The sequence below is a fragment of the Collinsella sp. CLA-ER-H4 genome (genome assembly GCF_040092395.1).
Lineage (GTDB): Bacteria > Actinomycetota > Coriobacteriia > Coriobacteriales > Coriobacteriaceae > Collinsella.
The window spans coordinates 251,960-276,334 of the sequence record NZ_JBBNLQ010000001.1 but is presented as its reverse complement, the minus strand read 5'-3'; the positions used below and the strand labels follow the sequence as shown (position 1 = coordinate 276,334).

The 24,375-nt window shown below is 60.1% G+C and carries 20 protein-coding genes; 16 read left to right on the top strand and 4 right to left on the bottom strand.

The window, feature by feature from the left end; genetic code table 11:
• Positions 1-131 precede the first annotated feature (131 nt).
• The 4 genes from AAAX34_RS01150 to serB all read right to left on the bottom strand — a co-directional run bounded on the left by AAAX34_RS01150 (position 132) and on the right by serB (position 3,130).
• On the bottom strand, positions 132-671 hold the full coding sequence (locus AAAX34_RS01150; protein WP_349109733.1) for a TetR/AcrR family transcriptional regulator: 540 nt from the start codon (positions 669-671) through the stop codon (positions 132-134).
• 2 nt (positions 672-673) lie between these two features.
• Positions 674-1,585, bottom strand: a complete 912-nt coding sequence (locus AAAX34_RS01145; RefSeq protein ID WP_349109732.1) for a LarC family nickel insertion protein — start codon at positions 1,583-1,585, stop codon at positions 674-676.
• Between the two features lie 10 nt (positions 1,586-1,595).
• Positions 1,596-2,378, bottom strand: coding sequence for a nickel pincer cofactor biosynthesis protein LarB (gene larB, locus AAAX34_RS01140; RefSeq protein ID WP_349109731.1), 783 nt, complete (start codon positions 2,376-2,378; stop codon positions 1,596-1,598).
• Between the two features lie 116 nt (positions 2,379-2,494).
• Positions 2,495-3,130, bottom strand: coding sequence for a phosphoserine phosphatase SerB (gene serB, locus AAAX34_RS01135; RefSeq protein WP_260699187.1), 636 nt, complete (start codon positions 3,128-3,130; stop codon positions 2,495-2,497).
• Between the two features lie 256 nt (positions 3,131-3,386).
• On the opposite strand from serB, the gene aspS reads away from it, so the two are divergent.
• The 16 genes from aspS (at position 3,387) to AAAX34_RS01055 (ending at position 24,375) form a co-directional block, all read left to right on the top strand.
• A complete protein-coding gene (gene aspS, locus AAAX34_RS01130) occupies positions 3,387-5,174 on the top strand; it encodes an aspartate--tRNA ligase (protein WP_006234779.1) in 1,788 nt (595 codons plus the stop codon).
• A 356-nt stretch (positions 5,175-5,530) separates the two neighbouring features.
• A complete protein-coding gene (locus AAAX34_RS01125; protein ID WP_349109730.1) occupies positions 5,531-5,779 on the top strand; it encodes an HPr family phosphocarrier protein in 249 nt (82 codons plus the stop codon).
• 188 nt (positions 5,780-5,967) lie between these two features.
• Positions 5,968-6,210, top strand: coding sequence for a FeoA family protein (locus AAAX34_RS01120; protein ID WP_040358815.1), 243 nt, complete (start codon positions 5,968-5,970; stop codon positions 6,208-6,210).
• A gap of 40 nt (positions 6,211-6,250) precedes the next feature.
• A complete protein-coding gene (locus tag AAAX34_RS01115) occupies positions 6,251-6,472 on the top strand; it encodes a FeoA family protein (protein WP_349073847.1) in 222 nt (73 codons plus the stop codon).
• A 123-nt stretch (positions 6,473-6,595) separates the two neighbouring features.
• Entirely contained in the window at positions 6,596-8,923 is a 2,328-nt protein-coding gene (locus AAAX34_RS01110) for a ferrous iron transporter B (protein WP_349109729.1), read from the top strand.
• Between the two features lie 175 nt (positions 8,924-9,098).
• Positions 9,099-9,299: a hypothetical protein gene (locus AAAX34_RS01105; protein ID WP_006234772.1), complete on the top strand. Its 201-nt coding sequence runs from the start codon at positions 9,099-9,101 to the stop codon at positions 9,297-9,299.
• A gap of 144 nt (positions 9,300-9,443) precedes the next feature.
• On the top strand, positions 9,444-10,523 hold the full coding sequence (locus tag AAAX34_RS01100) for a substrate-binding domain-containing protein (protein ID WP_055309672.1): 1,080 nt from the start codon (positions 9,444-9,446) through the stop codon (positions 10,521-10,523).
• A gap of 472 nt (positions 10,524-10,995) precedes the next feature.
• Positions 10,996-12,411, top strand: a complete 1,416-nt coding sequence (gene uxaC / locus AAAX34_RS01095) for a glucuronate isomerase (RefSeq protein ID WP_349109728.1) — start codon at positions 10,996-10,998, stop codon at positions 12,409-12,411.
• A 95-nt stretch (positions 12,412-12,506) separates the two neighbouring features.
• Positions 12,507-14,021 (top strand): tagaturonate reductase, encoded by a 1,515-nt coding sequence (locus AAAX34_RS01090; protein WP_055309674.1) that lies wholly within the window; start codon positions 12,507-12,509, stop codon positions 14,019-14,021.
• A gap of 81 nt (positions 14,022-14,102) precedes the next feature.
• The gene (locus AAAX34_RS01085; RefSeq protein WP_349109727.1) at positions 14,103-15,587 is read left to right on the top strand and encodes an altronate dehydratase family protein; all 1,485 of its coding nucleotides are present in this window, start codon (positions 14,103-14,105) and stop codon (positions 15,585-15,587) included.
• A 355-nt stretch (positions 15,588-15,942) separates the two neighbouring features.
• Positions 15,943-17,502, top strand: a complete 1,560-nt coding sequence (locus AAAX34_RS01080; protein WP_215693149.1) for an MFS transporter — start codon at positions 15,943-15,945, stop codon at positions 17,500-17,502.
• A gap of 115 nt (positions 17,503-17,617) precedes the next feature.
• Positions 17,618-19,213, top strand: coding sequence for a glycoside hydrolase family 28 protein (locus AAAX34_RS01075; protein ID WP_349109726.1), 1,596 nt, complete (start codon positions 17,618-17,620; stop codon positions 19,211-19,213).
• A gap of 104 nt (positions 19,214-19,317) precedes the next feature.
• Complete coding sequence (locus AAAX34_RS01070) at positions 19,318-20,127, top strand: alpha/beta hydrolase (protein ID WP_196022533.1); 810 nt, start codon at positions 19,318-19,320, stop codon at positions 20,125-20,127.
• Positions 20,124-22,313: a pectinesterase family protein gene (locus AAAX34_RS01065; protein ID WP_349109725.1), complete on the top strand. Its 2,190-nt coding sequence runs from the start codon at positions 20,124-20,126 to the stop codon at positions 22,311-22,313. The genes AAAX34_RS01070 and AAAX34_RS01065 overlap by 4 nt, the downstream gene beginning before the upstream one ends.
• 47 nt (positions 22,314-22,360) lie before the next feature.
• Positions 22,361-23,029, top strand: coding sequence for an SGNH/GDSL hydrolase family protein (locus AAAX34_RS01060; protein ID WP_349109724.1), 669 nt, complete (start codon positions 22,361-22,363; stop codon positions 23,027-23,029).
• A gap of 107 nt (positions 23,030-23,136) precedes the next feature.
• The gene (locus AAAX34_RS01055) at positions 23,137-24,375 is read left to right on the top strand and encodes a glycoside hydrolase family 88 protein (RefSeq protein WP_229026351.1); all 1,239 of its coding nucleotides are present in this window, start codon (positions 23,137-23,139) and stop codon (positions 24,373-24,375) included.

Below are 24,375 nucleotides of genomic sequence, written 5' to 3'. Positions count from 1 at the left end.
TCTGAATTTGGATGGGAGGGGCTTGTTGCTGGTAGGGGCGTTGGGCTTCTGTCGACACTTTGGGATGGATTGTGCTTTGGGTTGGGGCGGCGCTTTGAGATGAGGTCGGAACTTTGGGATGAGGGGTTTACTCAGTTGAAGAGAGGCTTAATGGCTGAGAGGTAGTCTTTGGCTACGTCGGCTTTGTTTGCTTGGAAGTTGTGCCAGGCCCACCATTGGACCATTCCTACGAAGCTTGAGGCTATGTGGTGTAGTAGGAAGCTGCGATCCATGGCGGCGGCGGGGCCGTTTGGGTCGTTGGGGACGGTTTCGGCTGCTCGGGACATGATGGTCTTGCGGAGACAGTCGGCGAAGACGCGTGAGCCGGCGCCGGCTACGAGGGCTCGTACGCCTTGACGGCGTTCCCAGAGGTTGTTGAGGATATGCTCGACTTGTACGAGCGGATCGTCGAGCGGCGTACCATCGTCGTCGAGGGCGTGGGTGCAGATGTCGCTCACGAGCTCGGACAGTAGGTCGTCTTTGCTCTTAAAGAGGCCGTAGAATGTCGCGCGGCCTACGTGAGCGCGCGCGATGATGTCGCCGACGGTAATCTTGCCGTAGTCCTCTTCGCGTAGCAGCTCGGAGAACGCTGCAACGATGGCAGCGCGGCTTTTTTCTTTGCGGGCATCCATGGCTATGCGCCCGCGTGAACGAGCAGGCAGCGAAGCGTACCGGAGCAGCCCTCGTAGGGGCGCTTACCGGCGCCGTAGCCGACGGCCTCGATGCGGTAGCGGGCCGGTAGGTGCTCGGACGTGCGCAGTGCGGCGACGATGGCGGCGCCCGTGGGCGTCACGAGCTCGCCGGCGACCGGTGCGGGCGTGAGGGCGATATTGCCCGCCTGGCACAGGTTGACGACAGCGGGGACGGGAATAGGCATGAGGCCGTGGGCACAGTGGATGGTGCCGTGGCCCTCGGAAAGCGACTCGACCACGATATCCTCAATACCTAGGTCATCGAGGCAGATGGCGACAGAGCAGACGTCGACGATGGAATCGACGGTGCCTACCTCGTGGAACATGACGGTCTCGGGCGTTTTGCCGTGGGCCTTTGCCTCGGCGGCGGCGAGCGCGGTAAAGATGGCGACCGCACGACGCTTGGCGCCATCGCTTAGCTGCGAGCCGTCGATGATAGCGGTGACGTCCGCCAAAGAACGGTGGTGATGGTGGTGGGCGTGATGATGACCCTCGTGGTCATGGCCGTGGGCCTCATGATCATGTTCGTGGCAGTGACTGTGCTCGTCGTGCTCATGATGGTGGTGCTCGTGCTCATGTGTGTGCTCGGCAGCTGCTTCGTTGCCGTAGAGCCAGGCCATGTCGTGATCGTGGTTCTCGAGCTCCTCTGCAAGCTGGACGTCAAAATCACAGGCGTCGATGCCATGCTTGTTTACGCGGGTGATGGCAATCTCAAAGCCGTCGACCGGAAGCGTGGCGAGCTGCTCGCGCAGGTGCTCCTCGCTGGCGCCCAGATCGAGTAGCGCCGCGACGGTCATGTCGCCGCTGATGCCCGAGGTTCCGTCGATGATAAGCGTATGCTGATGGTTGGACACGGAATGCTCCTTAGCGGGCGCGGGTCGTGCCGGCGCTCAGATGGTTGATAAGACTTGCCTGGTAGGCGGCACCAAAGCCGTTGTCGATATTGACGACCGAAACGCCGCTGGCGCAGGAGTTGAGCATGGCGAGTAGCGCTGCTACGCCGCCAAAACTTGCTCCGTAGCCCACGCTTGTGGGAACTGCAATCACGGGGCAGCTTACAAGGCCGCCGATGACGCTCGCCAGAGCGCCTTCCATGCCGGCAATGGCAATCACAACCTGCGCCCGCGCAAGTTCCTCGGCATGCGCGAGCAGGCGGTGCAGGCCGGCGACGCCGACGTCGTAGAGGCGGTCGACCTCGTTGCCATAGAATTCGGCCGTCAACGCGGCTTCCTCGGCGACGGGCAGGTCGCTCGTGCCGGCGCAGGCGACGACGATGCGTCCGTTGCCGGTGGGGGAGGGCATGCCGCCCACAAGGGCGAGTTGTGCGTTCGGGACATAACCCAGGTCGATAGCGTCATCAAGAAGCTCCGCGGTGTGCGCGGCCTTATCGGCATCGAGGCGCGTGACCAAAACGCGCTCTTGGCCTGCATCGCGCAGCGCTTCGATAATGGTGGCAATCTGCTCGGCGGTTTTACCGGCGCCGTAAACAACCTCGCCGGCTCCCTGTCGCACGCCGCGCGAAAGATCGAGCTGTGCAAAGCCCAGGTCGGCGGTTGGCGCCGTCTGGATGCGCGTGAGGGCATCGGCCGGTGCAACGCATCCGTCTGCCACGTCACTTAGCAATTGCTCAAGATCGCGTTTGTCCATATAAGTTCCCTTCGACGCTTAAAAGTTTAGCACGCGAAGGGTTGTTTCCGAACATTAGAGCAGAATTGTTCGGAAATCTGACATGTCAGATTAGATGAAGTTGTGAGGCAAACTGACTAGTCGCGCAGGATGATGTCCATGGCGAGCATCAGGTTGCGCTCGTCGATGGCAAACGGGGCGGCTTCGCGCGTTTTGGGCTTGGCGCAAAACGCGATGCCAGTGCCCGCGGCCTGAATCATGGGGATATCGTTGGCGCCGTCGCCGATTGCCACGGTGTGTGCCATATCGACGCCGCACTCAACCGCCCAATCCAGCAGCCGGATGAGCTTGGATTCCTTGGTCACGATGTCTGCCGCCAGCTTGCCGGTGAGCTTGCCGTCCACGACTTCCAGGCGGTTAGCGAGGCAAAAGTCGATGCCCGCGGCGGCCACGATCTTATCGGCGACCTCGTGAAAGCCGCCGCTTACCACGCCGACCTTCCAGCCCTTGCTGTGCGCCGAGCGCACAAGCTCCAGCGCGCCGGGGGTAAACGTCACGCGCTCAAAGGTGCGCTCGAACACGCTCTCGTCCAAGCCGGCAAGCAGCCCCACGCGTTCCTCGAGCGCCTGCTTAAAGTCGAGCTCGCCGCGCATGGCGCGCTCGGTGATCTTCGCCACTTGCTCGCCTACGCCGGCCTCCTCGCCCAACAGGTCGATGACCTCCTGGTTGATGAGCGTGGAGTCGATATCCATAACGATGAGGCGTGCAGTCATGGCGGGCCTTTCCGAGTGCTGTTTTATTGGGGCATATTGTCGCACGTGACGAGCGCGAGCGGGTGCCGCGGTGCGTCAATTGTTTCGTCTCCGTCAAGTCTTTGGGCAGGAGCTACTTTTCCGCGGCACATCGACACAGGTGCGATAAGATAGAACGCCGTGTCTGGCTGCGCGGTTTACGCAGGCTGGGCAAATCTGTACGACGCCGCCCGGAACGACACGGGGCGGCACAGATCCATAAAGGAGGATCACTGGTATGAGCCAGACCCGTCCCATCGACGAGCATTCCATGCACACCCGTACCTGCGGCGAGCTTCGCCGCGAGAACGTGGGCGAAGAGGTCACCCTCACCGGTTGGGTGAGCCGTCGCCGCGACCACGGCGGCCTTATCTTCTGCGATCTTCGCGACCGCGAGGGCATCACGCAGCTCACCTTCGACCCCGAGCACTCCGACGGCGACGCCTTTAAGATCGCCGAGACCATGCGTCCCGAGTGGCCCATCAAGATCCACGGCGTCGTGCGCTCCCGTGGCGAGGAGACCACCAACGCCAAGCTCGCGACCGGCGAGATCGAGGTCCTGACCGACCACGCCGAGGTGCTCAACACATCCGTCACCCCGCCGTTCCAGATCGAGGACGGCATCGAGACCAGCGAGGACACCCGTCTGCGCTATCGCTATCTGGACCTCCGTCGTCCCGAGATGATGGCCAACCTCAAGCTGCGCTCCGACTTTACCTTTGCCATTCGCGAGGCGCTGCACAACCGTGAGTTCATGGAGGTCGAGACGCCCTCCCTGTTTAAGTCCACGCCCGAGGGCGCCCGCGACTTCATCGTTCCCAGCCGTATTCAGCCGGGTAACTTCTACGCCCTGCCGCAGTCCCCGCAGCTCCTGAAGCAGCTGCTCATGGTCGGTGGCGTTGAGCGCTACTACCAGGTTGCCAAGTGCTTCCGCGACGAGGACCTGCGTGCCGACCGTCAGCCCGAGTTCACCCAGGTCGATATCGAGATGTCCTTCGTGGACCAGAACGACGTCATGAGCGCGCTCGAGGAGGTCCTGGCCGACGCCTTCGGCCGCATGGGCGTCGAGATGCCCACGCCGCTGCGTCGTATGGACTACTGGGAGGCCATGGACACCTATGGCTCCGACAAGCCCGATACCCGCTATGGCATGCACCTGGTCGACCTGACCGACATCTTCGCCAACTCCAAGTTCAAGGTCTTTGCGACTGCCGCAAACGAGGAGGGCTCTGTCGTCAAGGCCATCAACGCCAAGGGCGCCGGTGCCTGGGCACGTGCCAAGATCGACAAGCTTGCCGGCGTGGCCTCCACGTTTGGCGCCAAGGGCCTGGCCTGGATTGCTTTCCGCGAGGACGGCTCTATCAACAGCCCCATCGTCAAGTTCTTCTCGGACGAGGAGATGGCGGCTCTGCGCGAGCGCATGGATGTCGAGCCCGGCGACCTTGTGATGTTCGCCGCCGGCCCGCGCTTGCTCTCCGACGAGATCCTGGGCGGCATGCGTTCGCACATGGCCAATGCGCTCGAGATCAAGCGCGAGGGCCACGACTTCCTGTGGGTCGTCAACTTCCCGCTGTTCCACTGGGACGAGGATCGCAAGGCCTATGCTGCCGAGCACCAGCCCTTTACCCTGCCGACCGAGACCGACATCGCCAAGATCGAGGCCGACCCGTTGGCAGCCGGTTCTTGCACCTACGACTTTGTCATGGACGGCTTTGAGGCCGGCGGCGGCGGTATGCGTATCCACAACGCCGAGATGCAGATGTCCATGCTCAAGCTCCTGGGCTTTACCGAGGAGCGTGCCGAGTCTCAGTTCGGCTTCCTCATGGAGGCCCTCAAGTTTGGTGCGCCCCCGATGGGCGGTTTCGCTCTGGGCCTGGACCGCGTGTGCATGCTGCTCACCGGTTCCGACTCCATCCGCGACGTCATGGCGTTCCCCAAGACGGCCAGCGGCTCCGACCTTATGTCGGGCGCCCCGAGTGCCGTTTCCGGCGCCCAGCTCAAGGACGTCAGCCTGCGCCTGATGTAGGCGAGCGGCTACATAATGCCCACAACGAGGGAAGGACGCGTGCCTTCCCTCGTTTTTTATGCGCGGGCGTTGCGAGGGCATAGGTTGACTGGGCGTCGCGGAAACTGCGACCCGGAATTTGCGTCCAAAACGGGTCGCAGTTTCCCAAACAGGGTCCTTTTGGAAACTGCGACCCAGAATCCAGCCAAATAACGGGACGCGCTTTCCGGTTGAGCCTTCTGGCGGAAACTGTGTCCCATCATTGACGCTCGAAATGGGATGCGATTTCCATCCCGCCCTCAACAAGCATCTAACGCTACAATAACTACCACGTGGCTGGGTTTTGCCGGCCGATGTGCGATGTCGCGGGAGGGGACATGGTCGAGTTTACGAAGACGATTAAAGATCCGTTGGGATTACATGCCCGCCCGGTTGCGCTGCTCTATGATATTATCGCCAAGCATCGTAGTGACGTGTCGGTCAGCATTGGCGACCGTCATGTCGATGGTCGCGACGTGACGGGCCTGATGGCCCTCTATGGCGAGTGCGGCGAGGATGTCGTGTTCCGCGTTTCGGGCGTGGATGAGGCTTCCTGCGTCACGTCGATCAGAAACCTCTCGCTTTAAGCATGACAGGGCGCGGCAAAGGACAGCTCTTTGCCGCGCCCTTTTGTTTCATATAGGAAACTTTTTCGAAATCTGAATGGGGACCCTTTCCAAAAAGTTAACCACGTGTTAGTTTACTAAAGCGAACATAGACGTGGTTAACTTTTGCCGCGTCGATGTTAAGGACGAACTGACGTTAGGAGCCACTCATGTCTTGCGGACCGCAGATGCCGGCAATGCCGCTTTCGATGGTAAAAGCGGGCGAAACCGTGCGCGTGTCTCGTGTAAAGGGCAATGAGGATATGAAGCACCACCTCAAGGACCTCGGCTTTGTCGAGGGCAGCGAAATCCACGTGGTGAGCTCGAGTGGCGCCAATATCATCGTCACTGTGCTGGGCGCACGCTTTGGCATCGATTCCAAGGTTGCCATGCACATCATGACCGTCGGTTAGTCGACGGTATTTCTGTACGCACTGAAAGGGGGACAAGTAAATGAAGACGTTGGGTGACGTTAAGGTGGGCGAGAGCTCCACCATCATCAAGCTTCACGGTGAGGGTGCGCTTCGCCGCCACCTTATGGACCTGGGGCTCATCAAGGGCACTTCGTTCAAGGTCGTGAAGGTTGCACCGCTCGGTGATCCGGTCGAGATCAACGTGCGCGGCTACGAGCTTTCCATCCGCAAGGAGGAGGCCGCCGTCGTCGAGGTCCAGTAAGGGCTCACGGCGTATATTTCTGCAGATAAAGTTAGGTATTTCTAACTTAATGCAGCATCTTTGAAGCACATTATCCAGCCTGCGCGGAGAAAGCAGCGCGGGCACACAAGGAAGAAGGATTGAATGGCGGATTCTCAGATCCATGTCGCGTTGGCGGGTAACCCCAACTGCGGCAAGACCACGCTTTTCAACCTGATCACCGGCGCCAACGGCTACGTTGGCAACTGGCCCGGCGTCACGGTTGAGAAAAAGGAGGCCAAGCTCCTAAGCGACAAGAACGTTACCATCACGGACCTCCCTGGCATCTACTCGCTTTCCCCCTACAGCCCCGAGGAGCAATGCTCGCGCGATTACCTCATGAGCGGCGAGCCCGATGTTGTCGTCCAGGTTGTCGATGCCACCAACCTCGAGCGTAACCTGTATCTGGCGCTTCAGGTTATCGAGACCGGCCTGCCCGTGGTCGTTGCCCTCAACATGGCCGACTTGGTCGAGAAGAACGGCGACAAGATCGACACGGACAAGCTCTCCAAAAAGCTCGGCTGCCCGGTTATGATGATCTCGGCCCTTAAGAACAAGGGTATCAAGGAGCTGTTCGAGCAGGTCAAGAAGTCCGCTGCTTCCAAGGGCCAGGTGCCGGAGCACAAGTTCGACTCCTCCATCGAGGACGTTCTGGGCCACATCGAGAATAACCTGTCTGCAAGCGTTCCCGCCAACAAGCGCCGCTACTATGCCGTCAAGCTGTTCGAGCGCGATGCGGACGCCTGCAAGCTCATCAACCTCACCAAGGAGAAGGCCGCTCGCGTCGAAGAGCTGGTCGCTCAGTGCGAGCAGGACTGCGACGATGACGCTGAGTCCATCATCACCGGCGAGCGCTACGGCGTCATCGCGCACATCATCGACGAGTGCCTCACCAAGGCCCCGGCCAAGATGAGCACCTCCGAGAAGATCGACCGCGTGGTTACCAACCGTATCCTGGGCTTGCCGATCTTTGTGGTCATCATGTTCTGCGTGTACTACATCGCCGTTTCCACCCTGGGCGGAACGGTGACCGACTTCACCAACGATCAGCTCTTTGGCACCGACGGTTGGTATGTGCTCGGTCAGGGCCGCGATGCTTACGATGAGGCTGTCGAGGCCGCGGGTGACGACGCCGACTCGGTCGACCCGGCACAGTACGGCCCCTATGTCCCGGGTATCACCACCATGGTGCACGACGCCCTCGTGGCGGGTGGCACCGAGGACGGTGGCCTGGTCGATTCGCTGGTCTGCGACGGTATCGTTGGCGGCCTGGGCGCCATCTTCGGCTTTGTGCCGCAGATGTTCCTGCTGTTCGTGATGCTGTCCTTCCTGGAGGACTGCGGCTACATGGCCCGCGTCGCCTTTATCATGGACCGCGTGTTCCGCCGCTTTGGCCTGTCCGGTAAGTCGTTCATCCCCATGCTCGTGTCCTCGGGCTGCGGCGTCCCCGGCGTCATGGCCACCAAGACCATCGAGAACGAGAAGGACCGCCGCATGACGGTCATGACCACCACGTTTATTCCCTGTGGTGCCAAACTGCCGATCATCGCCCTGCTCATGGGTTCCATCATCGGCGACTCTTCCACCACCGCTGCGTGGATCAGCCCGCTCTTCTACTTCCTGGGCGTCTTTGCCGTCATCGCCTCGGGCCTCATGCTCAAGAAGACCAAGCTCTTCGCCGGCCGTCCGACCCCGTTTGTCATGGAGCTTCCCGCCTACCACTTCCCGGCGATCCGTTCCTGGGCGCTGCACGTGTGGGAGCGCTGCTGGGCCTTTATCAAGAAGGCCGGCACGGTCATCTTCGCCTCTACCGTCGTGGTGTGGTTCCTCTCCAACTTTGGTAGCTACAACGGCGCCTTTGGCTTCCTGCCTGCCATGGAGGGCATCCCCGAGGAGTTCATGGACTACTCCGTGCTCGCCATGCTGGGCAACCTGGTCGCCTGGATCTTCGCCCCGCTCGGCTTTAGCACCTGGCAGGCAACCGCGCTGTCCGTCTCTGGCCTCGTTGCCAAGGAGAACGTCGTCGCAACCGCCGGTTCGCTGCTCTCCGTTGCCGACGCCGGCGAGACCGACCCGAGCCTGTGGACCGCATTTGCCGGTATGTTCCCGACCATGGGCGCTTGCGTGGCCTTCGGTGCCTTCAACCTGCTGTGCGCCCCCTGCTTCGCCGCCATTGGTACCATCCGCAACCAGATGGACTCGGGCAAGTGGACTGCGATCGCCATCGGTTACGAGTGCGCCTTCGCTTGGGTGATCGGTCTGTTCATCAACCAGTTCTACAACCTGTTCGCGCTCGGACAGTTTGGTTTCTGGACGATTGTGGCCGTCGTGCTGCTCGTTGCGATGCTCTTCCAGATTTTCCGTCCCATGCCTAAGCATGTATGGACCGACGAGGACGAGACCAACGCTGCTTCCGCCGCAGTTTCCGCTTAAGTCCGAATAAGGATCAGCCCCTTTCCACGAGCCCGGGTGTCCCAGCGACACTCGGGCTTTTTGGTGGGGGAGATGTGACGTTTCCGCAGATAAAACCGACCAAAATAAACCTGTCCCTTTTTGGTAGGTGGAGAATGGGGTAAAGTAAGTGCTGGTTAACTAGAGGAGGCTTGCTATGGCACCTATCGATATTGTTGTGCTGGCCGTTATCGGCGTTGCATTTGTCGCGGTATGCGTGCGCATCTACCGCAAGGGCACCTGTGCCGATTGCGCTCAGGGTGGCGTTTGCACGGGGCATTGCTCCAACAAAAAGACGTGCGCCGCACTTAAGGGCGTAGACAAAATCGCCGAAGACTTGGGCCGCGGTATCAAATAAGGTCCGGACATCCAAGCGCTCCGCGGGCATCCGTTCGCGGGGCGCTTTGTGCATTTGAGGGAGAGCACGGCGAGTCGAAGAGTATTTTTGGGGTATCGTTAACTGGACTATTAATTGGCAACTTATCTATAACGGAGTAACCGCATGAGCGCTCGCGTAACCATGAAGGACATAGCCGCCGAGCTTGGCGTTTCCATCAATACCGTGCACAAGGCTCTGACGGGAAAGGCCGGCGTGAGCGAATCCGTGCGCGCCAAGGTGAACGCTAAGGCCGAGGCCATGGGCTATCACCGCAACACAAGTGCCTCAAGCCTGCGCCGCAAGGATATCAATCTGGTGTTTTGCCTGCCCCGCGCATCGCGCGAGGGAGCGTACTTTTTCCGTTACCTGTGGGAAGGCTGCAATCGCTTTGAACAGGAGGTCATCGACCGGGGCATTACGGTTGAGCGCGTTGAATTTGGCGTGGGCGGCTACGCTGATGCACTCGAGCAAATCGACGAGCGTCTGCAGGTGGGCGAGAAGATTGATGGCTTGCTCGCCTATGCGCCGGGCGACGATCGTGCGACTGAGCTTTTGGGGCAGATCGCCGAGGCGGGCGTGACGATTGAGCTTGTCGACGGCGACCGTCCGCATTTGAATCGTTTGGGTGCGAGCTTGGCCGATTATTCGACGGCAGGCAGCCTTATGGCCGAGCAGGCGGCAAACCTGGTCCATGCTTCTGGGGCCGACGCCCGCGTGCTCCTTTTGACAGGCGACCCATATACCGATTCGCACTATCTAACCGCCCGCGCCTTCCACAATTACCTGCGCGAACGTGATATTCCATGGCAGGTTGAGGATCTTGCAGGTGCCCATGCGCAAGTCAAACAACTCGAGCATGAGCTCGAAAAGCGCTTGAGTGCGCCGGACGCCCCCGAACTTATCTGTAGCGTTTTTGCCGTTGGTTCCGAAGTGGTTGCCGACGCGCTCGTCTCGACCGGCAAGGCCGGTCAGGTCATGGTGATCGGCAACGACCTGTTTCCCGAAAGTGCTCTGGCCTTGCGCCGCGGTATCTTTACCAATATTGTCTATAAGGACCCGACGAGCCTGGCGTATCGCGGCGCTAAGACGCTGGGCGATTATCTGCTGTGGGGAAGGACCCCGACGGTGCCCGTCCAGAAGGGCGCCGTCGAGATGGTATTTGCCAGCAATGTCGACCGCTACTGCGAACTTGCGGGTATTTAGCCGATTGAGCAGGTACCCCCTCTTGCGACGTGCATTTTTGGGAGTATTCAGCATTGGCATGCCCTGAATGAGGTGCAGAACGACTGTTTTAAGTGCCCCCGATGGCGTAATTTGCCATCGGGGGCACTTTTTATGCCGATCGGGCGCTATCTGCGTTCCAAATAGGACGCTGAGGATGGCGCACGGTGCGCTCCAATGCTGAATACTCCCAAAAATGTACGTCGGGACATGACCCACCTGAGCAAAAGCGCTCAAGTTCGGTGTTCGGGGACGCCAACCAGTCCGCAATACATGCAAGTCACATCCCCAGCAACCGTTGAACGGGCAAAATCTACCGTTCACCCCGTGGTGGTTAGGTGAACGTTCACCTTTTGAGGTGCAATGGATTAGTATAGTGAACGTTCACCTAAAGGATAACGAGCGCGCCGTGCGCCCGCCTTGCCAGCAAAGGGGCTGTTTGATGAAAAACTTTATGGACGATCAGGATTTCCTGCTGAGCACCAAGACCGGCGAGGAGCTGTTCCACAACTTTGCCGAGGGCATGCCCATCGTCGACTATCACTGCCACATTTCTCCTAAGGAGATTTGGGAGGACAAGCGTTTCGAGAACATCACCGAGGTTTGGCTGGGCGGCGACCACTACAAGTGGCGCCTGATGCGTGCCAACGGCGTCGACGAGCGTTTTATCACTGGCGACGCCCCTGCTCGCGAGAAGTTCCAAAAGTGGGCCGAGACCCTGGGTCGCTGCGTCGGCAACCCCGTCTTTGAGTGGAGCCACCTGGAGCTTAAGCGCTACTTTGGCTACGAGGGCGTCCTCAACGGCAAGACCGCCCAGGAGGTCTGGGACCTTGCCAACGCCAAGCTCGCCGAGGCCAGCTTCACCTGCCGCAACCTGATCAAGCAGTCTAACGTCCGCATGATCTGCACTACCGACGACCCCGCCGACAGCTTTGAGTGGCACAAGAAGATTGCCGCCGACGACAGCTTTGACGTTCAGGTCGTTCCCGCCATGCGCCCCGATGCCGCTTTGCGCATCGAGCGCGGCCAGGAGTTTGCCGACTACTGCAAGCACCTCTCCGAGGTTGCCGGCGTTGAGGTCAGCGACTTCGAGGGCATGAAGGCTGCCATTTCCAAGCGCTACGACGTTGCTCACGAGCTGGGCTGCCGCGCCTCCGACCACGCACTCGACTACGTTATGTACGTCCCGGCTACCGTCGACGAGATCGAGGCTATCTTTGCCAAGGGTCTGGCTGCCGAGCCGCTCACCGAGGAAGAGGTCCTCAAGTACAAGACTGCCTTTATGCAGTTCGTTGCCGGCGAGTATGTCCGTCTGGGCTGGGCCATGCAGCTGCACTTTGGCTGCAAGCGCGACAACAACCGCGCCATGTTTGCCAAGCTCGGTCCCGATACCGGCTACGATTGCATCTCCAACTACACGCCGTCCGACCAGCTTGCCGATTTCCTCAACTCCATTCAGGAGACCTGCGGCCTGCCCAAGACCATTCTGTACAGCCTGAACCCCATCGATAACACCATGATCGATACCGTCATGGGCTGCTTCCAGGAGGCTCCGACCGCCGGTAAGATCCAGAACGGCTCCGCCTGGTGGTTCAACGACAACGAGGTCGGCATGCGCGAGCAACTCACGGCTCTGGCTAACGAGGGCGTCCTGGGCAACTTTGTGGGCATGCTTACCGACTCCCGCTCTTTCCTGTCCTATCCGCGCCACGAGTACTTCCGTCGCGTGCTGTGCAGCGTGATCGGCGAGTGGGTCGAGCAGGGCAAGTACCCGGCCGACATGGAGCTGCTGGGCAGTATCGTGCGCGACATCAGCTACAACAATGCGGTCCGCTACTTTGGCTTTGACCTGGACACCGTCGAGGCCTAAGCCCGCATCGAATCACATCGAACTCGGGAGCGCCGTTGCCACACACGGCGCCCCGTTTTGCTTGCACGCTAACAGTTATCTAAGGAGAGACATAGATGGAGAACATCAGCTACGATGCGCTCGAGAAGATCGGCTACAAGGGCTACCTGCTGCCCAAGGACGCTCCCGAGAAGGTTCTGCAGTTTGGCGAGGGTAATTTCCTGCGTGCCTTCGTCGATCGCTTCTTTGACATGGGCAACGAGGCCACCGGATGGAACGGCAAGGTTGTCATGGTGCAGCCCATCAGTGGCGCCTTTGGCTTCGCCGACGGTATCAATGCCCAGGACGACCTGTACACCGTGCTGGTGCGTGGCAAGGAGAACGGCAACACGGTTGACGAGTCTCGTGTAATCAGCGCCTGCAGCCGCTGCCTTAACCCGTATCGCGAGGACGACTATCGCGCCATGATGGAGGTCGCTGTCTCCGACGACCTGGAGATCATCGTCTCCAACACCACCGAGGCCGGTATCGCCTACGACCCGTCCTGCAAGGCCGACGACATGCCGCCCGCGAGCTTCCCTGCCAAGCTTGTCCAGGTCCTTCACGCCCGCTGGGCCGCCGGTAAGTCGGGCGTTATCGTGCTCGCCTGCGAGCTCATCGATCACAACGGCGAGGAGCTGCTGCGCATCATGAACCAGTACGTGAGCGACTGGGGTTGGGAGGACGAGTTTGCGCAGTGGATGGCCAACGACTGCACCGTCTGCACCACGCTCGTCGACACCATCGTCCCCGGCCGCATCCGCGATCCTAAGGAGGCCGCCGCGGTTGCCGAGCGTCTGGGCTACGAGGACCCCTTCCTGGCCGTGCGCGAGCCCTTCCAGATGTGGGGTATCCAGGGCGACGAGTCGCTCAAGGAGCGCCTGCCGTTTGTGAAGGCCGGTCTCCCCGGCGTCTTCGTGACTCCCGACGTCACCCCGTACAAAAAGCGCAAGGTCCGCATCCTCAACGGTGCCCACACCGCCTTCGTTCCGGGTTCCTGGGTTGCCGGCTTTGATATCGTGCGCGACTGCATGCATGACGAGACCATTCGCGGCTTCATGAACACCATGCTCTACGACGAGGTCATTCCGACGCTTGCCGCCGACTTGGATGTCGAGGACTGCAAGGCCTTTGCCGCCGCCGTCGAAAACCGCTTCGACAACCCGTTTATTGATCATGCGCTGCTCTCCATCTGCCTCAACTCCACGGCTAAGTGGCGCGCTCGCGACCTGCCCACGCTCAAGGACTACGTTGCCGAGACCGGCAACCTGCCCAAGTGCCTGGCGACGAGCCTCGCTACGCTCATCTCCTTCTACACGCAGGAGCTCGTGTCCCGCGAGGGCGACGGCCTGCACCTGCGTCGCTCCGACGGCACCGAGTACACCGCTCAGGATGACGCCTTCGTGCTCGACTTCTACGCCGCCCATGCCGGCGCCGACGATGCCCAGCTGGTGCACGACGTGCTCACCAACGAGCAGATGTGGGGCGAGGACCTTACGCAGATCGCCGGTCTTGAGGAGTTTGTCGTCAGTGCGCTCGCCGTCGTGCGCACCGAGGGTGCCAAGCAGGCCTTCGCCAACGCTCAGGCGTAAATTTCCGGCGCAGACGCGGGCGCGGGACGGCGTGCCCGCGTCTCGACTTCTGCTCAACCTGTAGGGTTAGGACCATTTGCAATGAACACTATCCAGATCAATCCGGCCGACAACGTGATCGTCGCGCTGTCGCCGCTTGCCAAGGGCACCGCCGTCGCGGTTCCCGGGGTGGGCGAGGTCGTGGCCGCGGAGGATATTCCGCAAGGCCACAAGATGGCTGTGCGCTCGATTGCCGCCGGCGAGGACGTCATTAAGTACGGCCTTCCTATCGGACACGTGACGGGCGATGTCCAGCCCGGTCAGTGGCTCCACACGCACAATGTGAAGACCAACCTTTCGGGCGAGGTCGAGTACACCTACAACCCCACGCATCCGGTCGTTGAGTCGGTTGAGCCCGAGACCTTTATGGGGTTCCGCCGCGCCGACGGTCGTGCCGCGACGCGCAACGAGCTGTGGATCATCCCCACGGTCGGCTGTGTCAACGAAGTCGCCCGTGCCATGTGCGAGCAGGCCCAGGATCTGGTCGATGGCTCGCTGGAGGGCGTCTACTACTTCCCGCATCCGTTCGGTTGCTCGCAGACCGGCGCCGACCATGTCCAGACGCGTCGTCTGCTGGTGGCGCTCTCGCGTCACCCTAATGCGGCCGGCGTGCTGTTCCTGTCGCTCGGTTGCGAGAACTGCACACACCAGCAGGTGCTCGACGAGCTCGGTGACTTCGATCACGAGCGCGTTCGCTTTCTCACCTGCCAGGATGTAGCCGACGAGCAAATCGAGGGCCACAAGATTCTGGCCGAGCTGGCAGGCCTGGCAAAGCAGTCCAAGCGCGAGCCCATTCCGGCCTCCGAGCTGGTCATTGGTCTTAAGTGTGGCGGCTCCGACGGTCTTTCAGGCATTACCGCCAACCCCACGATCGGTCGCGTGAGCGATATGGTCGTCGCCCGTGGCGGCACGTCGGTGCTTACCGAGGTGCCCGAGATGTTTGGCGCGGAGAGCATCCTGCTCGACCGTTGCGAGAACGAGCAGGTCTTTAACGCCGCTTCCGACATGCTCAATGGATTTAAGGACTACTTTATTAGCCACGGCGAGGTCGTTTATGAGAACCCGAGTCCCGGCAACAAGGACGGCGGTATTACCACGCTCGAGGACAAGAGCTGCGGCTGCGTGCAAAAGGGCGGATCTGCCCCCATCGTCGACGTGCTGCCGTATGCCGGCCAGGCAAATAAACACGGCCTGAACATGCTGTGCGGTCCGGGCAACGACATGGTATCCACCACGGCGTTGACGGCTGCCGGCTGCCACGTGATTCTGTTCTCGACCGGCCGCGGCACACCGTTTGGCGCGCCGGCGCCTACCCTCAAGGTGTTCACCAATCAGCGTCTGTGCGACCACAAGGCCAACTGGATGGACTTTAACGCTGGCGTGATTGCCACGGGTGAGCGCACGCTCGACGAGGCTGCCCACGATCTGTACCAGCTGGTGCTACAGACGGCGAGCGGTAAGCTCACGAGTGCCGAGCGCCGTGGCTGTCACGAGATCAGTATCTGGAAGGATGGCGTCTGCTTGTAGCGGCAAGTGCGCCCAAGCATAGCGCGATGTCATCGGCCCCGTCGGGAGTGTTCCCGGCGGGGCTTTTTCGTTTCGTGGTTAAGTGAATATGTTGGAAAATCTGATAAACGTTCACCTATCTCATGGCTGTCCAGCATGGCACCTTTACCAGCAGAAAATAGGTGTGAGGATCTCAATTGTGTCCGTTCAGCGGTAAAAATCGACCGTTCAAGGATATTATTCAAGTGAACGTTCACCTGTCGTAAGCAATCGCGCATAATCTAACTAAACGTTCACCCTGAACGCTGGGCAGACAGATGTCAGTGTGGACTCCAATGTCTTGCTGCAAGACAATCGAGAAAAGAGAGGGAGCTCGATGACTAATAAGATCGGAAAAAAGCGTAAGATCACATTCTGGACGCGCTTGGGCTTTGGTATGGGCGGTATGCTCAATTCCGGTGCCCTGACCTTTACGCACAGCTACATGGTGCTGTTCCTGTCCACGGAGTGTGGCCTGTCCGCAGGCGAGGCTGCACTGATCAGCTCGTTTGCCATCTATGTCAACGCTATTCTTTGCCCGCTGATGGGCTTTGTGGCCGATAACTTCTATGCCACCAAGATTGGCCGCATCTTTGGTCGTCGTCGTTTCTGGATCTTGCTGGCCATCCCGATGATGATCGCCGAGCCGCTCATCTTCGTGGCTACGCCGTTTGGCTTCCCGTACTACTTTGTGCTGTACCTGATCTACAACGTCGCGTATACGTTCTGCACCGCCAACCTGTCGCCGCTTACCATCGAGATGACCGACGACTTCAAGGAGCGTACGTACCTCACCGGCTACAAGCATCTCTTTGGTAACGCCGCCGGCTTCCTGATGGCTGCACTTGTGGGCTTCGGCTTTGGCACCTTCGGCGAGACCAACCCGTTCAGCTACTTCATCATCGCTACGATCAACGCTTCGGTCATGGCAATCTCGCTGCTTTGTGTGTACCTGTCCACGTGGGAGCACACCCCCGAGGAGGTCGCTCAGGAGAAGATCGAGAGCGTCGGCGAGGGTATCAAGAAGTTCTTCATCGACGTAATCTCCACCTTCCGCAACAAGTCCTTCCGCAAGGTCCTGTACGCACAGGTCTCCACGAAGCTCGCTGCTGCCTGCTGGTCTGCCTGCCTGTCCTTCTTCATCGTCTACTGCCTGCAGATTCCTAAGTCCTACGAGTCCGTGATGGAGATGCCTGGCAAGGTCGTCGCTATCGTCTGCACCGCCATCTGGGTCGCTCTCATGGCCAAGAAGGGCTTCCACAAGTCTTGGTACCTGGCCAACGTCGGTTGCGCTGCGTGCATCATCGCCTACAACTACTTCGCCTTTGGTCAGATCAATGGCACCTCCACGGTCGCCATCGCCATGATCGCCTACCCCATCATCTTCGCCATCTGGAAGTTCTTCTACGTCGGCTTCCAGTACCTGCCCGATGTTCTGCTCAACTACATCCCCGATGTCGATGAGCTCATCACCCTGCGTCGTCGCGAGGGCATCTACAGCTCCGCTCAGCAGCTCTGCCAGCAGATCGCCCAGGCTATCGCCGTTAACGCATGGGCCATCGTCCTTGCTGCCTCCGGCTTCATTCAGACCGCCGGCAACAGCGACGCCGTGACCCAGCCCGCCACCGTGCCTCTGTACATCTGCGGCTACATGCTCATCGGCTGCGCCGGCTTCTTCCTGCTCGCGGCTGTCCTTGCCCGCGGCATCAAGATTGACAAGGAGCAGTGCGACGTCCTTTGCGACGAGATCCGCCGCGTCAAGGAGGGCGGCAAGATGGCCGACGTCAAGCCCGAGGTCAAGGCGCTTTGCGAGGAGCTCTCCGGCTTTAAGTACGAGGACTGCTTTGCCCACAACAACGTTGGCTTCCAGGACGGTAGCGTAACCCCCGCCGAGTAAGGCCGACATATCGTCCAAATCACAGGGCCGTGCCACCGGAATTCCGCCGGCAGGCACGGCCCTTTTTCAACAGCGTACAATTTGCCTTTAGAGCATCTTTTTGAGGGAGAAATCCATGGAGACGAACGTTATCTGGCGCAACGCCCGCGCGGCCGTGATCGAGCTTGACGACGGCGGCTACTTTACCTGTGCCGATACGTGGGAGATCTTTGTCAACGACGAGCCTGCCGGTACCACGAATACGGTCGAGACCTATCTCGACGGCCTGACCCCCGGCAAGCGCAACCTGGTTCGTTTTGTTTGTGGCGAGCGTGAGCTGAGCGTAGGTGTCACCACGCCGGCTGAGCCTTTTACCATCAACGTTCGCGACTGTGGCGCCAAGGGCGATGCCGAGCATGATGACACCACCAACATCCAGGCTGCCATCATGGCCTGTCCCAAGGACGGGCGCGTGCTGATTCCCGCCGGCAGCTATCGTATCAAGTCCCTCTTCCTTAAGAGCAATATCAACATCGAGCTCGCCGAGGGAGCGGTGCTGCTGGCTCGCCACGATCGTGCGGCGCTTGCCTACATCCCCGGTACGGTCACGGGCGACGAGGGTGCTGGGTATGCTGGCACCGATATGCTGCCCCTGGGCCGCTGGGAGGGCGAGAGCTTCTCGACATACTGCTCTACCTTTACGGGTCTGAGCGTGCACGACGTGTGCATCTATGGTCGCGGCGCAATCGACGGTCAGACTGATTTTGCCGAGGACAACTGGTGGAACAAGGACTTTAAGAACATCTTCCGTCCTGAGGAGGGCCGCGAGGTCGCCCGCCCGCGCATGATTTTCCTGTCCGAGTGCCAAAACGTGAGCTTGGCCGGCTTCACCGTCCGCAACAGCCCGGCGTGGAACATCCACCCCATCCTGTGCGAGCACGTCGATGCGCTCTGCCTGTCCATCGAGGGCCCCAAGAACTCCCACAACACCGACGGTTTCGATCCCGAGAGCTGCGGCTTTGTCCGCATCCTTGGCTGTCAGTTCTCGGTGGGCGACGACTGCATCGCCATCAAGAGCGGCAAGCTGGGCATTGAGCCCGAGCTTCGTCCCGCCACGCACGACGTGCTGATCTCTCACTGCTACATGCACGATGGTCACGGCGCCGTGGTCCTGGGTTCAGAGGCTGCCGGCGGCATCAAGGACCTTACCGTGAGCAAGTGCCTCTTTGAGCGCACCGACCGCGGCCTGCGCGTCAAGACCCGCCGCGGGCGCGGCAAGGATGCCGTCAACGAGGGCATTACCTTTGAGCACATTCGCATGGATGAGGTGCTCACGCCCTTCGTGGTCAACTCCTTCTACTTCTGCGACAAGGACGGCAAGACCGATTACGTGCAGTCTCGCGAGACGCTGCCTGTCGACGACCGCACGCCCGGCTTTGGTGCCACGACGTTTTGCGATATCGAGGCCACTAACTGCCACGCGGCCGCTGCCTACATCACGGGCCTGCCCGAGAGTAAAGTAACGCGCCTGACGTTCCGGGATGTCCACGTGACCTTCGCGCCGGATGCCGAGCCCTTTGTCCCGGCCATGGCCTGCGGCGTTGAGCCCATGGTGTGTCAGGGCATCATTGCGCAAAACGTCAAGGTACTCGATCTGCAAAATGTGGTGATCGAGGGCCAGGACGGCGAGGAACTGCAGCTCCAGAACGTCGACAAGGTTGTCCGTTCCTAACTCGGGTTGATGACCAGGGCTGCATTGTCGGATAAATCGGCAATGCAGCCCTTGTGCGATACGGCCGTGTGCGCTGCGCTACGCATCATGGTGAAAGGGAATACATGCTCAACAAAACGATTCCTGTCGGGGTCGATGGCTCGTCTGCCACGATTACGTCTTATGTTTTTGCCCCGACCGAAGATGCTTATGCTTTAAAACCGCTGCCTGCAGTTGTGGTCGTGCCAGGAGGCGGCTACGATCACGTTTCGCCGCGCGAAGGCGAGCCGGTAGCGCTCCGTTTGTTGGCGATGGGCTACCAAGCGTTTGTACTGAACTATTCGGTTGCTCCGGCTGTCTATCCGCTGGCATTGCAAGAACTCGCGCGGGCGGTCGATACCGTCCGAGGCCATGCGGCAGAGTACTGTGTCGATCCTGATCGGATTACGGTCATGGGTTTTTCGGCCGGTGGGCATCTAGTTGGCTTGCTCGGGGCGCTTTGGGACCAACCCTGGCTTGCAGAGTCGATTGCGGCATCTCCTGAGTCGATTCGGCCTGACGCACTTTGCTTGGGCTATCCGGTCGTAAGCTCGGGGGCCTATGCTCATCGTGGTTCATTTGAACACCTAACGGGTGCCGATGGCGCTTTGGCTCAAAAGTTGTCGATCGAGAATATGGTGGGCGAGGGCTTCCCCCGTACGTTCTTGTGGCATACCGCCGAGGATGCATCGGTACCAGTTCAAAATAGCCTCCTTCTTGCGCAGGCTCTTGCCGACCACGGGATTGGCTTTAGCCTACATGTCTTTCCGCATGGAAAGCATGGGGCATCGCTCGCCACGGCCCTAACGGCATTTAAGGGCTGCGCCGAGCATATTCAGCCACAAGTTCAGGGCTGGCCTGAACAGTTCGCTTCCTGGGAGCGTGATGGACGATGAGCGAAAGTATCTATACGCTGCGCGTTTCGAGGGCTGCGGCAGGAGCGTATCCAACGATTTCCGATGCCTTGGCGGCAGCCGATCAGCTCTATCCGGATGCCGAGCAACCGGTGATGATTCGCGTCGATCCGGGCGAGTATCGCGAGCGGGTCGAGATTCATCGCTCGCATGTGACGATTGAGGGAGAGACGGCCGACAGCGTGCGTATCGTGGGCAGCCTGGGTGCCAAGATGCCTTCGGAGGACGGCTCGGGCGTGGACGGCACGCTCGGCACGTTTAGGACCTATACCGTTTTGGTCGATGCCGACGACGTACGGCTCGAGAACCTCACGATCGAAAACGATGCGGGCGATGGGCGCGAGGTCGGTCAGGCGATTGCCCTGTATGCCGATGGCGACCGTCTGGTTGTCGATGCCTGCTGCATTAAGGGGCACCAGGACACACTGTTTTTGGGTCCGCTGCCGCCGCATGAGGCCAAACCGGGCGGGTTTATAGGACCCAAACAGTATGCGCCGCGCCGGGTGGGGCGCCAGTATTTTCGACGTTGCCGGATCGAGGGCGATGTCGACTTTATCTTTGGCGGCGCGCGTGCCTACTTTGAGGGGTGCGAGATTCGCTCGCTCAATCGCGATATGGATGTCAACGGGTATGTAACGGCAGCCTCCACGCCTAAAGGCGAGCCGTACGGATTTGTGTTCCACGGCTGTTCGTTTACAGCTCCGGATGGCGTGGCGCCGGATTCGGTCTACCTGGGTCGTCCTTGGCGCGAATGGGCGCAAACTGTGCTGATCGATTGCTGGCTGGGGCGACATATCAAGCGCGAAGGCTGGTGGGATTGGAATAAGCCGGTGGCGCACAACTGCGTGCAGTATGCTGGCGCGATTCTGCATGGGCCGGCGGGTGATACTACCGGCTGGGTGCCGTGGGCGAATGAACTCGATGTGATGGCTGCCGCCGGGTACGCTCGCGAGCAGGTGCTTGCCGGTGGGGATGGCTGGGATCCCGAGGGAGGCACCGGTGATGCGGTTGAGACGGCTGGGCTATCTGCCAATGGTCGCACCGTGCACATCGAGACGTACTGCGAAGACGAGCCTGCGCTGCGTGCCCGGCTGAAGCGCGAGGGGCGCTCTGCCGCATTTGCGGGCCAGACTCCTGCAGATTTTGAGGCATGGAAGATTGCGACCAGGACTCGCCTGTGCGATGTTTTGGGCCTTTCGCTTATGGACCGCGCCCCGATTGAGATTCGTGAACTCAGCCGTGTGCGGGTTGCCGGCGGCATCGTGCGCACCCATGCGATGCTGCAGGTGGAGCGCGACGTTTGGATGCCGTTCTACCTTCTCGAGCCGCAGTCGCCTAAGCTCGATGCGTGCGGCCGCAAGTGCTGCTATATCTGCCCGCATGGCCATCAGGGAGCGGGCGCTGCTAGCGTAGCCGGTGTTGCGGGCGTGCCGGCGGTCGATGATGCCGTGCGTAAGTTCAATTACGACTACGGTCTGCGTTTAGCGCGCATGGGCTACGTGGCCGTCTGCCCCGACGCTCGCGGCTGGGGATACCGTCGTGACTGGAAGGGCCAGGGCGATGACGAGAACAACTACTTGCGAGGGACGTGCCTAAACCAGGCACGTATGGCCGAGCCACTGGGTCTTACGGTTGCGGGCCTCAACGTCTGGGACAACATGCGCTTGATCGATTACTTGGAGGCGCGCGGCGACATTGCCATGGATGACTTGGGTTGCTTTGGTTTTTCGGGTGGCGGCTACATGACGTTGTACCTGGCCGCACTCGACCCGCGTGTGCGCAAGGCGTTTGTCTCGGGCTATCTGTACGGTGTCGGTGATTCACTGCTGCACCTCAATGGCAATTGCAGCTGCAACTACACACCCGGACTTTGGCGCTTACTCGACATGGGCGATATTGCCTCGCTCATCGCGCCGCGCCCGCTGTTGGTGCAGAGCTGCGAAGAGGATCATCTGAACGGTGCGCGCGGGCTGAAAAATGTTGACGAGCAGCTCGAGATCGTGCGCGATGCCTACAAGTTGCTGGGTCGCAGAGATGGCCTGCGGCACGAGGTATGTCCGGGTGAACACCATCTGGGCGTGACATATCTTGCCGAGGATATCGAATGGCTCGATTCGCACGTTGCGGAATGCGCCCCCGTGCATAGCCCCTCGGCATGCTGCGAATAAACGGTACGTTCCTGTATGACCGCCGATGGGCGGATGAGGAGAAGATTATGGAAACGAAGAGCTTGAGTGAATCGACCATTTGCTGCTTTGGCGACTCAACGACCTGGGGCGACAACGGCTGCGGTGGGGGAGGCAACGACATCTCGTGGACCTCGCATTTGGGCGCGTTGCTGGGAGGTGCAGTCGTCGAGAACTTTGGCATCAAGGGTTCGCGTATTGCCATCAAGGCCGACCGTACCGATTCATTTGTCGAGCGCTTGGACGGCATCGACAATGCGGCCGATGTCTATGTTGTCTTTGGCGGCGTTAACGACTTTAGCCGCAACGTGCCGCTTGGCGAGTTGGGCAGCACCGATGCGCATGAGTTCTATGGTGCGGTCGACTATCTGATCCGAACCATCACGGCGCGCTCACCTCAGGCAAAGCTCGTGTTTATGACGCCATGCAAGACGAGTGGTAAGCACGAGAAGGATATCCCGGCAAGCGATGAGGCGAACCATTTGGGTCTGACGCAAGACGCCTACGTGCGAGCGATGCTGGAGGTCTGTGACCGTTACTCCGTTCCGGTGATTGACCTGTATGCGCAAAGCGGCATCAGCCCGTTTTTGCCGGAGCACCGCGAGCTCTATATGCCGGACGGTCTGCATTACAGTCCTGCCGGCTATGAGCGCCTGGCGCATCGCATCGCCGCGGGTCTCACCGCCGTTTGCCGCTAAAAGTCTGCCGTTTGCGGGGAATATAGGGTTAACGTTCACCCTATATTCCCCGTTCGCGTTACACTAGGGGTAACGTTCACCTATCGTTTATGTCAGAGGGGACAGCAATGGGTTGCAATCAAATCCTGGACCGTTATATCGAGCAGTTGATCGAAACCTCTACGCCGCAGGCGCCGGCTTGGAATATCGAAAAGATTCGCGCCGGCAAGGAGAACACCTGGAACTATATCGACGGCTGCATGATCAAGGCGCTCATCGAGCTGTACGAGATCACGGGTGAGCAGCGCTACCTGACCTTTGCCGATGACTACATCGATTTCTTTGTCCAGGACGACGGTACCATCAAGCATTACAACCCGCAGGAGTACAACCTCGATAACGTCAATGCGGGCAAGACCCTCTACAAGCTCTATGACCTGGTGGGCAAGCCCAAGTACCGTGCCGCCATGGACACCATCTACCGCCAGCTCGAGACCCAGCCGCGCACCAAAGAAGGCGTGTTTTGGCACAAGGCCGTCTATCCCAACCAGATCTGGCTCGATGGCATGTATATGGCCCAGCCGTTCTACATGCAGTACGAGCTGAGCTTCCACAACCGTCGTGCCTGCTCGGACAGCTTCCATATGTTCCAGGTCGTGCATGACCTGATGCGCAACCCCCTCAACGGTCTGTACTATCACGCTTACGACGCGAGCCGCAAACAGTTCTGGTGCGACCCGGTCACCGGCCTTTCGGCTAACTTCTGGCTGCGCGCCGAGGGCTGGTTTGCCATGGCACTCATCGATACCTGGGAGCTCATGCCGCCTTCGATGTCAGCCGAGAAGGACGAGATTCGCAAGATGTTCCACGACCTGATCGATGCCATGCTGCCGTATCAGGACGAGAAGACCGGCATGTGGCATCAGGTCATCAACCTGCCCAATATCGCCCCCAACTACCTGGAGGAGTCTGGTAGCGCGATTTTTGCCAATGCCATCATGAAGGGCGTGCGTCTAGGCGTGCTGGGCGAGCGTTACTACCAGTACGGCCGTCGCGCCTTCGACGGCATCTGCGAGACCTGTCTGTCCGAGTATGACGGGCAGCTGGCGCTCGACAACATCTGCCTGGTCGCGGGCTTGGGAAACACCGCGCACCGCGAGGGCACGTTTGATTACTACATGAGCGAGCCTATCGTCAAAAACGATGCGAAGGGCGTGGCGCCGCTGGTGCTTGCCTATATCGAGACCATGCATCACGACAAGCTGGCCGGTAAGCGCGATCCGCTCGCCCCCTCGGGCGTGTGCTCCATCGAGGACCCGTTTGGCGGATACACCCCGGGCATCAACGCTCATAAGGGATGTGAATAA